At 54.1% G+C, this 12895-nt stretch carries 14 protein-coding genes; 4 read left to right on the plus strand and 10 right to left on the minus strand.

Going from position 1 to position 12895, the window contains the following annotated elements:
* The first annotated feature begins 148 nt into the window (after window positions 1-148).
* The 4 genes from cysK (at window position 149) to crr (ending at window position 4017) form a co-directional block, all read left to right on the plus strand.
* Window positions 149-1120: a cysteine synthase A gene (gene cysK, locus HV318_RS07265; protein ID WP_182272204.1), complete on the plus strand. Its 972-nt coding sequence runs from the start codon at window positions 149-151 to the stop codon at window positions 1118-1120.
* Window positions 1121-1437: 317 nt separating this feature from the next.
* Window positions 1438-1695, plus strand: coding sequence for a phosphocarrier protein Hpr (ptsH, locus tag HV318_RS07270; protein ID WP_000487600.1), 258 nt, complete (start codon window positions 1438-1440; stop codon window positions 1693-1695).
* A 44-nt stretch (window positions 1696-1739) separates the two neighbouring features.
* On the plus strand, window positions 1740-3467 hold the full coding sequence (gene ptsI / locus HV318_RS07275; protein ID WP_182272205.1) for a phosphoenolpyruvate-protein phosphotransferase PtsI: 1728 nt from the start codon (window positions 1740-1742) through the stop codon (window positions 3465-3467).
* Between the two features lie 40 nt (window positions 3468-3507).
* Window positions 3508-4017, plus strand: coding sequence for a PTS glucose transporter subunit IIA (gene crr / locus HV318_RS07280; protein WP_003861316.1), 510 nt, complete (start codon window positions 3508-3510; stop codon window positions 4015-4017).
* Window positions 4018-4061: 44 nt separating this feature from the next.
* Here crr and pdxK read toward each other — a convergent pair whose 3' ends face one another.
* The 10 genes from pdxK to HV318_RS07330 form a co-directional block, all read right to left on the minus strand.
* Window positions 4062-4898 (minus strand): pyridoxine/pyridoxal/pyridoxamine kinase, encoded by an 837-nt coding sequence (pdxK, locus tag HV318_RS07285; RefSeq protein ID WP_182272206.1) that lies wholly within the window; start codon window positions 4896-4898, stop codon window positions 4062-4064.
* 5 nt (window positions 4899-4903) lie between these two features.
* Window positions 4904-5815 (minus strand): cysteine synthase CysM, encoded by a 912-nt coding sequence (gene cysM / locus HV318_RS07290; protein WP_182272207.1) that lies wholly within the window; start codon window positions 5813-5815, stop codon window positions 4904-4906.
* Window positions 5816-5933: 118 nt separating this feature from the next.
* A complete protein-coding gene (cysA, locus tag HV318_RS07295; RefSeq protein WP_182272208.1) occupies window positions 5934-7028 on the minus strand; it encodes a sulfate/thiosulfate ABC transporter ATP-binding protein CysA in 1095 nt (364 codons plus the stop codon).
* On the minus strand, window positions 7018-7893 hold the full coding sequence (gene cysW / locus HV318_RS07300) for a sulfate/thiosulfate ABC transporter permease CysW (protein WP_182272209.1): 876 nt from the start codon (window positions 7891-7893) through the stop codon (window positions 7018-7020). The genes cysA and cysW overlap by 11 nt, the downstream gene beginning before the upstream one ends.
* Entirely contained in the window at window positions 7893-8726 is an 834-nt protein-coding gene (gene cysT / locus HV318_RS07305; protein WP_182272210.1) for a sulfate/thiosulfate ABC transporter permease CysT, read from the minus strand. Before cysT ends, cysW begins: the two co-directional genes overlap by 1 nt.
* On the minus strand, window positions 8726-9739 hold the full coding sequence (gene cysP / locus HV318_RS07310; protein ID WP_182272211.1) for a sulfate ABC transporter substrate-binding protein: 1014 nt from the start codon (window positions 9737-9739) through the stop codon (window positions 8726-8728). Before cysP ends, cysT begins: the two co-directional genes overlap by 1 nt.
* 606 nt (window positions 9740-10345) lie before the next feature.
* Complete coding sequence (locus HV318_RS07315) at window positions 10346-11245, minus strand: Dyp-type peroxidase (RefSeq protein ID WP_182272212.1); 900 nt, start codon at window positions 11243-11245, stop codon at window positions 10346-10348.
* A 92-nt stretch (window positions 11246-11337) separates the two neighbouring features.
* Complete coding sequence (locus HV318_RS07320; protein ID WP_182272213.1) at window positions 11338-11913, minus strand: RpoE-regulated lipoprotein; 576 nt, start codon at window positions 11911-11913, stop codon at window positions 11338-11340.
* A 62-nt stretch (window positions 11914-11975) separates the two neighbouring features.
* Window positions 11976-12425: a DUF2919 domain-containing protein gene (locus HV318_RS07325; protein WP_182272214.1), complete on the minus strand. Its 450-nt coding sequence runs from the start codon at window positions 12423-12425 to the stop codon at window positions 11976-11978.
* A complete protein-coding gene (locus HV318_RS07330; RefSeq protein WP_023308738.1) occupies window positions 12412-12837 on the minus strand; it encodes a GNAT family acetyltransferase in 426 nt (141 codons plus the stop codon). Before HV318_RS07330 ends, HV318_RS07325 begins: the two co-directional genes overlap by 14 nt.
* Window positions 12838-12895: the final 58 nt, after the last annotated feature.

A 12895-nucleotide genomic window follows, 5' to 3' on the forward strand; every position in this document is an offset into this window, starting at 1 on the left:
ATCAGGGGTAGCTTATGCTATCTCTTATTCCATACTGATCCCCATTATTTCCTTGCAGCATATAGATATGCGAATTCCTTACTTCCCCATACTTATTCAACAGGTATGCTGGGTCGGTATCCCAATTTCATACAGTTAAGGACAGGCCATGAGTAAGATTTATGAAGACAACTCGCTGACTATCGGTCATACGCCGCTGGTTCGACTGAACCGTATCGGTAATGGACGCATTCTGGCGAAGGTCGAGTCACGTAACCCAAGCTTCAGCGTAAAATGCCGTATCGGTGCAAACATGATTTGGGATGCTGAAAAACGTGGCGTTCTGAAGCCTGGCGTCGAACTGGTTGAACCCACCAGCGGTAACACCGGTATCGCGCTGGCTTATGTTGCTGCCGCACGCGGCTACAAACTGACGCTGACCATGCCTGAAACCATGAGCATCGAGCGTCGCAAACTGCTGAAAGCGCTGGGTGCAAACCTGGTACTGACCGAAGGCGCGAAAGGCATGAAAGGTGCCATTCAGAAAGCCGAAGAAATTGTGGCCAGCGACCCGGCTAAATACCTGCTGCTGCAGCAGTTCAGCAACCCGGCGAACCCGGAAATCCACGAAAAAACCACTGGCCCGGAAATCTGGGAAGATACAGACGGTCAGGTTGACGTGTTTATCTCCGGCGTAGGAACCGGCGGAACGCTGACCGGCGTGACTCGCTATATAAAAGGCACAAAAGGCAAAAAAGATCTGATTACCGTTGCCGTAGAACCCACGGATTCTCCGGTGATCACTCAGGCCCTGGCAGGCGAAGAGCTAAAACCTGGCCCGCACAAAATCCAGGGGATCGGCGCAGGCTTCATCCCGGGCAACCTGGATCTGAAGCTGATCGACAAAGTGGTGACCATCACCAACGAAGAGGCTATCTCCACTGCGCGTCGTCTGATGGACGAAGAAGGTATTCTGGCGGGGATCTCTTCCGGCGCTGCCGTTGCGGCCGCGATCAAACTTCTGGAAGATGAAACCTTTACCAATAAGAATATTGTGGTTATCCTGCCATCCTCGGGTGAGCGTTACTTAAGCACTGCACTGTTTGCCGATCTCTTCACTGAGAAAGAACTGCAACAGTGATGCCAGTATGTTAAAAACGCGTAAAAAAGCACCTTTCCGGGTGCTTTTTTGTGGCCTGCTTCAAAGTTTTACCCCTCCTGGCATTGATTCACCCCGTTGGGTCTGGTATTTAAACCAGCAATTATTTTGATGCGTGAAATTAATCGGTGAATGAAATGACCTTGCTGAATCGATTTTATGATTTGGTTCAAGTCTTGCTTTCACTGCATAATGTTTAATGACGATCGAAACGTCAGCGCTAACAATACAGGCTAAAGTTCAGTCGCCAGGCTAGACTTTAGTTCCACAACACTAAACCTATAAGTTGGGGAAATACAATGTTCCAGCAAGAAGTTACCATTACCGCTCCGAACGGTCTGCACACCCGCCCTGCTGCTCAGTTTGTCAAAGAAGCGAAAGGCTTCACTTCTGAAATCACTGTGACTTCTAACGGCAAAAGCGCTAGCGCAAAAAGCCTGTTCAAACTGCAGACTCTGGGTCTGACTCAGGGCACCGTCGTCACCATCTCTGCTGAAGGTGAAGATGAGCAGAAAGCTGTTGAGCATCTGGTAAAACTGATGGCTGAGCTCGAGTAAGTTTCCGGGTTCTTTTCAATATCAGTCACAAGTAAGGTAGGGTTATGATTTCAGGCATTTTAGCATCCCCGGGTATCGCTTTCGGCAAAGCACTGCTGCTGAAAGAAGACGAAATCGTCATTGACCGGAAAAAAATTTCTGCCGACAAGGTTGATCAGGAAGTTGAACGTTTTCTGAGCGGTCGTGCCAAGGCATCTTCGCAACTGGAAGCGATCAAAACTAAAGCTGGCGAAACTTTCGGTGAAGAAAAAGAAGCCATCTTCGAAGGGCACATCATGCTGCTTGAAGATGAGGAGCTGGAGCAGGAAATCATAGCCCTGATTAAAGATAAGGGCATGACTGCCGATGCGGCGGCTCATGAAGTTATCGAAGGTCAGGCGACTGCCCTGGAAGAACTGGATGACGAATACCTGAAAGAACGTGCGGCTGACGTACGTGACATCGGTAAGCGCCTGCTGCGCAACATCCTGGGTCTGGCCATTATCGACCTGAGCGCGATTCAGGACGAAGTTATCCTGGTTGCCGCTGACCTGACCCCGTCTGAAACCGCACAGCTGAACCTGAAAAAGGTGCTGGGTTTCATCACTGATGCAGGTGGCCGTACTTCCCACACCTCAATCATGGCGCGTTCTCTGGAACTGCCTGCCATCGTGGGTACCGGTAGCGTCACCGCTCAGGTGAAAAACGACGACTATCTGATTCTGGATGCCGTAAACAACGTGGTTTACGTCAACCCCACTAACGAAGAGATCGAGCAGCTGCGCGCCGTTCAGGAGCAAGTTGCTACCGAGAAAGCGGAACTCGCTAAACTGAAAGACCTGCCGGCGATCACGCTGGACGGCCATCAGGTAGAAGTGTGCGCGAACATCGGTACCGTACGTGACGTTGATGGCGCTGAGCGCAACGGTGCGGAAGGTGTTGGTCTGTATCGTACTGAATTCCTGTTCATGGACCGTGACGCGCTGCCAACTGAAGAAGAACAGTTTGCTGCGTACAAGGCTGTTGCTGAAGCCTGTGGCTCTCAGGCGGTTATCGTCCGTACTATGGACATCGGTGGCGACAAAGAGCTGCCGTACATGAACTTCCCGAAAGAAGAAAACCCGTTCCTGGGCTGGCGTGCAGTGCGTATCGCCATGGATCGTAAAGAGATCCTGCGTGACCAGGTTCGCGCTATCCTGCGTGCTTCCGCTTTCGGTAAACTGCGCATCATGTTCCCGATGATCATCTCTGTTGAAGAAGTGCGTGCACTGAAGAAAGAGATCGAAATCTACAAGCAGGAACTGCGTGACGAAGGTAAAGCATTTGATGAAGCAATCGAGGTAGGCGTGATGGTGGAAACACCAGCTGCGGCGACCATTGCGCGTCATTTAGCCAAAGAAGTTGATTTCTTTAGTATCGGTACCAATGATTTAACGCAGTACACCCTGGCAGTTGACCGTGGTAATGATATGATTTCACATCTCTACCAGCCAATGTCACCGTCCGTACTGACGCTTATTAAGCAAGTTATTGATGCTTCTCATGCAGAAGGTAAATGGACTGGCATGTGTGGTGAGCTTGCAGGCGACGAACGTGCTACACTTCTGTTGCTGGGTATGGGTCTGGACGAATTCTCTATGAGCGCCATTTCCATCCCACGCATTAAGAAGATTATCCGTAACACGAACTTCGAAGATGCGAAGGTGTTAGCAGAGCAGGCTCTTGCTCAACCGACAACGGACGAGTTAATGACGCTGGTTAACAAGTTCATTGAAGAAAAAACAATCTGCTAATCCACGAGATGCGGCCCAATTTACTGCTTAGGAGAAGATCATGGGTTTGTTCGATAAACTGAAATCTCTGGTTTCTGATGATAAGAAAGACTCCGGAACTATTGAGATTGTTGCTCCGCTCTCCGGCGAGATCGTCAACATCGAAGACGTGCCGGATGTAGTGTTTGCTGAGAAAATCGTTGGTGATGGCATTGCTATCAAACCAACTGGCAACAAAATGGTTGCTCCAGTTGACGGCACCATCGGTAAAATTTTTGAAACCAACCATGCGTTCTCTATCGAATCTGATAGCGGTATTGAACTGTTCGTTCACTTCGGTATCGACACTGTTGAACTGAAAGGCGAAGGCTTCAAACGTATCGCGGAAGAAGGCCAGCGTGTGAAAGTTGGCGACCCGGTGATTGAATTTGATCTGCCACTGCTGGAAGAAAAAGCCAAGTCTACCCTGACTCCGGTTGTTATCTCCAACATGGACGAAATCAAAGAACTGATCAAACTGTCTGGCAGCGTCACCGTGGGTGAAACCCCGGTTATCCGCATCAAGAAGTAATTCTTGCCGCACAGCAAAATGGCACCTTCGGGTGCCATTTTTGTTTATGCGGGGAGGATAAGCTCGTCGTAGCCTTTTTCCTGCGTAAAGACCATCACGTCAGTTACACGGTCGCCCGCCCTGCGGATAGCATCGGCAACGGTTTTACCCTGCACAATCCCACTGACCAGCTCCGAACAGAACAGATCGCCCGTTCCTTTCAGATCCGTCTCTACACGTGGGTGCGCACTCACGGTCACACTCTCTTTGGTCACCAGCACCACATGAATGTTTTCCGGGTCACCGGCAACCGGTGCGCTGGTGATAGCCACCCATTTCAGCGTATCAGACAAAAGCCCCTGTGCCGCTGCAATAGCGCTTTCAGGCGAACAACACGGCTTGCCGCTTAGCACTTCCAGTTCAAATACGTTTGGCGTAATGCCCTGCGCCAGCGGCAGCAGATGCTCGCAGTAAGCTTCCGGAATACCGGGCTTCACGTACATCCCGCTGTCAACATCACCGATGACCGGGTCGACCAGCACCAGCAGATCGGGGTGCTGCACCCTGATGGCCTTCAGCCAGTGGGCCAGAAGCTGGATCTGGCTGGCGCTGCCCATATAACCGGTGGTCACCGCCTTCAGCTCGCGTAAAATCTCGCGCTCTTCCAGCGCCTTCAGATAACCACTAAACCACTCATCGGGGATCACACCACCGTAGAAGGTATCGTAATGAGGCGTATTGCTGAACAGGACCGTTGGTACCGCCGTAACGTTCAGCTGGTGCGTTCTGATATTGGGCACAGCAATGCTGTTACCCACGCTGCCATACACCACCTGTGACTGCACCGCGACAATATCGGTTTGCTGCGCCCGGGTTTTGTCCCGGAATAAAATCATCTCCATGACGCTTAAATCCCCGCCCCCTGCGAATAACTCTCTTCACCAAAGACGCCAGTAGAAAGATAACGATCGCCGCGATCGCAGATAATCGCCACCACCACCGCCCCCGGATGAGCCTGGGCTACCCGGATAGCCCCCGCCACCGCGCCACCTGAACTGACGCCGCAGAAGATACCTTCGCGCACGGCCAGTTCTCGCATGGTATTCTCCGCCTCGCGCTGGTGAATATCCAGCACCTGGTCCACAAGCCGGGCATTAAAAATGCCGGGCATATATTCCGCAGGCCAGCGACGGATACCGGGGATACTGCTCCCCTCTTCCGGTTGCAGGCCAACAATGGTTACCACTTTTTCCTGCTCGCGCAGAAAACGTGACACGCCGGTAATGGTTCCCGTGGTTCCCATGCTGGAAACAAAATGGGTGATGCGCCCGCCAGTCTGCTGCCAGATTTCCGGGCCGGTGGTGGTATAGTGCGCATACGGGTTATCCGGGTTGTTGAATTGATCGAGCAGTTTGCCTTCGCCACGCTCAGCCATCTCCAGCGCTAAGTCGCGCGCCCCTTCCATCCCCTGCTCTTTGGTCACCAGAATCAGCTCCGCACCGTAAGCGCGCATTGCGGCCCTACGCTCCTGGCTCATGTTGTCCGGCATCAGTAGCTTCATACGGTAGCCTTTCAGGGCGGCAATCATTGCCAGCGCAATACCGGTATTGCCACTGGTGGCTTCAATCAGCACATCGCCGGGCTTAATCTCACCACGTTTTTCTGCCTGGACAATCATGGACAACGCCGCCCTGTCCTTCACCGACCCCGCAGGGTTATTGCCTTCGAGCTTGACCCAGATTTCGCTGCCGTTGTCCGGCCCCATGCGCTGCAGTTTGACCAGAGGGGTATTACCAATGGTATGTTCGAGTGTATTCACGATTTTTACTCAATAAAAAAGCCGGGTGACGCGCAGCGATCCCGGCCTACAAGACACTGTAATAACTGTAGGCCCGGCAAGCGCAGCGTCACCGGGCGATAAACTACGCAATAACCTATCAGGCTGACTCTGCCAGAGCAATATCCTCACGCGTCTCAATACGCTCATTGCCGTGGTAAATACGGGCGTGCTGCAGGCCAACAAACAGGCGCTCACCGCGGTACGGAGCCTCTTCGTCGCGCATAACCACGGTCAGCGGCTCGGTATACCAGCCCAGCGGTTGTACCACCAATTGGGTGTAGTGACCTTTAGGGCTAGCTTCCAGCACCTGAACCGGCAACGGTGAATCCAGGCTGGTGCGACGGCTGACGTCCACTTCCCACGGACGCAGGAACAGATCGACAGCCCCCTGGTGCGCGGAGGTGTAGCCCAGCGGCCAGCGGTGCGCGCCCACGTGGAATTGTCCACCGCGAATGGTGCCCTGCAGACGGTTCACTTCCCCCATAAACTCCAGTACAAAGCGGGTCGCCGGTTCGCGCCAGAGCTGTTCTGGCTCATCAACCTGCTCAATATTTCCCTGGCTCATCACCACCACGCGGTCAGCGACTTCCATTGCCTCTTCCTGATCGTGGGTTACGAAAACGCTGGTGAACTGCAGTTCTTCATGGAGCTGACGCAGCCAGCGGCGCAGCTCTTTACGCACCTGCGCATCCAGCGCGCCAAACGGCTCATCCAGCAGCAGGATTTGCGGCTCAACGGCCAGGGCACGCGCCAGCGCAACGCGCTGCTTCTGCCCGCCGGAAAGCTGCGCCGGGAAGCGGTCAGCCAGGTGAGCAAGCTGCACCATCTCCAGCAGTTTGGTCACCTTCGCTTTAATAGTGGCAGTATCCGGGCGCTCACGGCGCGGCAGCACGGTCAGGCCAAACGCGATGTTATCGAACACGGTCATATGGCGGAACAGTGCGTAATGCTGGAACACAAAGCCCACCTTACGATCGCGGGCATGAAGACGACTGACGTCGGTACCGTGAAAACGGATGTGCCCGCTGGTCTGATGCTCAAGCCCGGCGATAATACGCAACAGCGTGGTTTTACCGGAGCCAGACGGCCCCAGTAGCGCCACCATTTGTCCGGAGGGGATATCCAGTGAGATATCATTCAGCACCTGGGTGCGACCAAAAGACTTCTTAATATTGGCAATCTCAATGCTCATGATTTCCCTCCTGGTGCTGACGTTTTTCCTGATTCTCTAAACGCCACTGCACCACACTCTTTAAAAACAGGGTCAAAATCGCCATCAGCGTCAGTAACGCAGCGGCAGTAAAGGAACCGACGGTGTTGTAGTCCTGTTCCAGTAATTCAATCTGTAACGGCAGCGACAACGTCTCGCCGCGAATCGAGCCAGAGACCACCGACACCGCGCCGAATTCACCAATCGCACGGGCGTTGGTCAAGACCACGCCGTAGAGCAGTGCCCAGCGAATGTTCGGCAGCGTCACGCGGCGGAACATCTGCCAGCCGGACGCCCCCAGCAGAACCGCCGCTTCGTCTTCGTTGCTACCCTGGCTTAACATCACCGGCACCAGTTCGCGCACCACAAACGGACAGGTGACAAACACCGTCACCAGCACCATCCCCGGCCAGGCGAACATAATCTGCAGGTTGTGCTCATCCAGCCAGCCACCCAACGGGCCGTTGGATCCGTAAAACAGCAGGTAAACCAGACCGGCAACCACCGGTGACACGGCAAACGGAATATCCAGCAGGGTCAACAACAGCTGGCGGCCAGGGAAGTTAAAGCGCGTCACCAGCCAGGCCAGCAGCGTCCCGAACACCAGGTTGACCGGGACGGTAATCAGCGCAATCAGTACCGTCAGCCAGATGGCGTGCAGCATGTCCGGGTTGGCGAGATTTTCCAGCGCCGGCATCAGCCCTTTGCTGAACGCCTGAACAAAGATGTAAACCATTGGCACGACAAGGATGAAGGCGGATACCAGCACGCCCGTACCAATCAGAACCCATTTTCCCCAGTTAATGCGGGGAGCGTCATAGCGCTTCAATTGAGTAACTTCCGCCATCAGTGACCTACCACGCGTCGACCAAAGCGACTTTGCAGAGTGTTAATCGAGAACAACAGCAGCAGCGATGCAGCGAGGATCACCGAAGCGATGGCACTCGCCGCCGGATAATCAAACTCCTGCAAACGCACAAAAATCATCAGCGAGGTCACTTCTGTTTTCCACGCGATATTCCCGGCGATAAAGATAATTGCGCCGAACTCACCAAGGCTACGGGTAAACGACAGCGCCACGCCCGCCAGCAGTGCCGGAGACAGTTCCGGCAGCACGACCTTGCGGAAGCTCTGCCAGCGCGTGGCACCCAGCGTTTCCGCGGCTTCTTCATATTCCGGGCCTAACTCTTCCAGCACCGGTTGTACGGTACGAACCACAAACGGGATGCTGGTAAAGGCCATCGCCACCGCGATACCGAGCCAGGTATAAGTCACTTTGATATCAAACTTCGCCAGCCACTCGCCGTAAAACCCGTTCACGGAGAAGAGCGAGGCCAGCGTTAAACCGGCGACGGCAGTGGGCAGAGCAAACGGCAGATCCATTAACGCGTCGAGCAGCGTACGGCCAGGGAAGCGATAGCGGGTTAAGATCCACGCCATCAGCAGGCCGAACACACCGTTGAAAACCGAGGCCACAAACGCCGACAGTAGCGTCACTTTATAGGCCGCTACCACCTGTGGGTTGGTAACGACTTCCCAGTACTGCGACCAGCTCATCTGCGCGAGCTGCATCACCAGCGCACTGAGCGGTAACAGCAAAATCAGGCAGACAAACAGCAGGCTGGTTCCGAGGCTTAAGGTAAAGCCCGGCAGCACGCGTCGTGTGGATACTGCAAACATTACTTACGCCCCGCCGCCAGCAATTTGTCTAACTCGCCGCCGCTGGCAAAATGCGTTTTCATCACATCAGGCCAGGAGCCGAAATGGTCTTCCACGCGAAACAGCCCGGTCTGCGGGAATTTATCTTTCAGTTTGTTCATGACGTCCGGGTTGTTCACGCGGTAGTAGTAATCAGTGATCACGGTCTGCGCCTGCGGGCTGTACAGATAGTTGAGGTAGGCTTTCGCCGCCTTCTCTGTACCGTTGGCCTGGACATTTTTATCTACCCATGCCACCGGGAACTCGGCCAGAATGTTGGTTTTCGGGATCACAACCTCAAAGCCCTGCGCTTCATACTGTTTGCGGATGTTATTCACTTCCGATTCAAAGCTAATCAGCACATCGCCCAGACCCCGTTCTGCGAAAGTCGTCGTCGCACCGCGACCACCGGTATCAAACACTTCGACGTTTTTCAGGAACTGAGTCATAAACTGTTCAGTTTTCGCTTTGTCGTTACCGTCAGCTTTGTCTGCCGCGCCCCACGCAGCTAAATAGGTATAGCGCGCGTTACCGGAGGTTTTCGGGTTCGGGAAAATCAGCTTCACGTCAGAACGCACGAGGTCGTTCCAGTCGTGAATATTTTTCGGGTTGCCCTTACGTACCAGGAAGCCCATCGTGGAGTAGAACGGCGAACTGTTGTTCGGCAGACGGCTCTGCCAGTCAGCAGGGAGCAGCTTGCCTTTGTCGTGCAGGATCTGCACATCGGTTACCTGGTTATAGGTCACCACATCCGCCTTCAGCCCCTGAAGGATTGCAAGCGCTTGCTTAGACGACCCGGCGTGAGACTGTTTGATGGTCAGCGTGTCGCCATTGTTCTCTTTTGCCCACTGCTGTTCAAACGGCGGGTTGAGGGCGGCAAACAGCTCGCGGGATACATCATAGGAACTGTTCAGCAGCTCAGTTGCCTGCGCCTGTGCTACCAGCAGTAAACCCGCCAGCGCCAGAGATCCTTTTTTCAGTACAGTAACGGCCATTGCGCACCCTTATAAATGTGATGACTATCTTATAGTCATAATATTTATAACGAGGACGAAAGGAGTAACGGTTTTATATACCGTTTGGTGATTTAGAAGCAGAAAAGAGAATAAGGGTGCGGCCTGTTGCCCGCACCCCAACCCTCTCCCACCGGGAGAGGGTTCCCCAGTAATTTTGTTCTTCTTAAGCAATTAAACTATTTCATTGAAATATAAGACTTATAGCGACTCCATGGTCCGGCTGAAAATCGCCGAAGCGTTTCCGTAAGGCCGGGGCGAGGCGCAGGGATGCGCCGAGAGGGCATTGCCTGCAGGGATGCAGGCTAATGCCCGACCCGAAGCCTGAAGGAATAAGCTGAGGGTACCGCGCAGCGGCGATTTTCCTGCCGGGAGCCCGGGTTGCCAGGGCGGTGGCGGTGAACCGCCCTGGCACGTTCACCTGTATCGTCGTTACAGAGTAGCAATCAACATAAAGTGAACGGAATAACCACTACTGCTTTATGTTCCCCCTCACCCCAGCCCTCTCCCTCAAGGGAGAGGGGGTATTCTGTGCCAACCTGTAATTTGTGGGGATCCCTCAACCCACCGGGAGAGGGAGAAAGGCAATTACAGCGTCAGCAGACGCTCAACGGACGGAGCGAAGTAGTAACCACCGGTCACCGGTTTGGTGAAGCGCAGCATCGCATCACGCTTGCCGTCGGTATCACCGAACATGCTCAGCAGCTGTTGTTCAATGTTATACAGACGCGCGCAGTAGGCGCAGAAATAGAGGCCATGAGTACCGCTTGCCGTGCCATACGGCAGGCTCTGGCGGACAATCTTCAGCCCTTTGCCGTTTTCCTTGAGGTCAACGCGGGTCAGGTGAGAGGTTGCCGGACGCTCGTCGCCGTCGATCTCTTCGTTGGCTTCTTTGGTTCGGCCGATCATCATCTCCTGGTCGTGAACGCTCATGCGGTTAAGCTGATTGAGGTTGTGCTCCCAGCGCTGGACGAACACGTAGCTGCCGCCCGCATCCACACCGTCTTTAATAACCGCCACTTCACGGCGTGTCTCAATACCTGCCGGGTTTTCAGTCCCGTCGACGAAACCGCTCAGATCGCGCTCTTCTACCCAACGGAAGCCGTGGACCTCTTCCTGCACCTCAATGCTGTCGCCAAAGGCTGCAACCGCCGCCTGAGCAACAGAGAAGTTCACGTCATGACGCAAAGAGAGAATATGGATCAGCACGTCGTACTGGGTTGCCGGAGCCAGACCTTTCCCGTAAGGGATAAAATCTTTCAGCTCTTCCGCCCCTTCACCACCGCTCAGCTGGTGCCAGACAGTATTGCCAAAGGCAACAACGGCCCCCAGTTGGGCGTCAGGGAATTTGGCCTGGAAGGAAGCCAGTTTATCAATAAACACTTTACTGGCCGCACGCAGGGCATCCACGTCCCCTTTGACATTGGCTTCAATCCAAATCGCCGCGCGGCAATGTTCTGGCAAAATGCCACTCTGAACCTGAGACATCGCTCCTCCTGAAATAAAGATGCCACGACAACGTGGCATTGATGGCGGTCATTATACCCTGATTTCAACAAGGCGGCTTGCTCAGGCGCAAATTACTGCTTCCAGATAATTTTACTGATTTTCCAGTTCTTCAGCGTATCGTCAGACGGCATCAACCCTTCCGGGCCGCTCCAGGTTCCGGTGAAAAGGTAGCTGATATGCTGACTACCTTCGGCCTTACATTCCACCGCAACCTTGTTGTCAGAAGGGGCACTGGTGCAGTTGCCGAAGGCCTGTTTATAGAGATCGCTAAACGGTGTGCCCACTTTCACGCCGCCTGCCGTCGGGATATTTTCATCCAGTACCGCAATGCGGTTTACCATACCTTTGTCACCGTTAATCACCAGCGCCAGCTTGTCGCCCTTCATCGCTTCGAAATAGCGCACAATGTTGCCATTTTCGGTTTTCATGCCGCTTCGCAGACGGTAGTCGCTGCTCAGGGCATCCTGTATGGCGTCCTGATCCAGCGCCGTCGTGGCGGTAATTTTACCCACACCCTGCTCGGTCACTTCCATTGAAGAGCCAAACCAGTTCCACGGATAAGCCGCCGACCAGTTGATCGACGAAAGCGTTGAACAGCCGGTTAATGCCAGCGGAAGAGCGCATAAAAGTAAACGCAGCGATTTCATTGAAACGTCCTTTCTTGTTAAATCAACGCTTGTTGGAGTACGGCATCGACAAAAAGTGCCGCTTAATCTGACTCTGGTGTAAAACAGGCGCGCAGACGCGGGTTAGTGAGTAGCCACATCAGCGCCACAATATCCGCCACCACCAGCGCAATACCCATTCCCGTGAGGGGTTCGCCGGACAGCCAGAGCACGGGCTGCCAGCACAGCAGCGCAATTTGCGCGAGAATAAGCAACCCACGCAGCGCCCCCCACAGACGGGGGATCATATGCCGTCGCCCGCTGCACAAAAATGCCAGTACCGCAGGCACACCCGGCAATAACCCCCACCAGAACGCATTGTGATCGGGATAGAAGAGCGTCAGTAATGTATCACCCTGCCCGCGCGACGCCCCCGCCATCACAAACAACACCCAGGTTCGTGCCTGCAACAGCAGCACGCACCAGAATAAAAAAGGCAGCCTGACACGCCCCTGCGCGTCATAGTCTGCCGGATGGATATCAGTATTCTTCATCTTCGATCAAACGCTTGCCCAGGCTCAGCACGTCAGAATGCTCATAGCCCAGGCGTTCATACATGCCCAGCACCACATCGTTATCTTCCCGCACCATGATCTGAATTTTCGGGCAACCACGGGCAATCAGTTTCTTTTCCAGACGATTGAGCAGCGCATTGGCGATACCGCGCCCCCGGTATTCCGGGTGGACACCCAGATAATAGGCCGAGCCACGATGACCGTCATAACCACCCATCACGGTACCGACCACCTCACCGTTGACTTCCGCAACCAGGAACAGACTGACGTCGTGATTCACCTTACGCTCGATGTCCATTTCCGGGTCGTTCCACGGACGCAGCAGATCGCAGCGCTCCCAAAGGGTGATCACCTCTTCGAAATCTTCCTGGCGAAAAACGCGTATCTCCATGGTATTAACCGCCTTTTCGGGTTTAAAAACAGTGATTATGACGCGAACGCCACGTTTA

The sequence above is a fragment of the Enterobacter sp. RHBSTW-00901 genome, assembly GCF_014103115.1.
In the GTDB taxonomy this organism is placed as follows: Bacteria; Pseudomonadota; Gammaproteobacteria; order Enterobacterales; family Enterobacteriaceae; genus Enterobacter; species Enterobacter cloacae_P.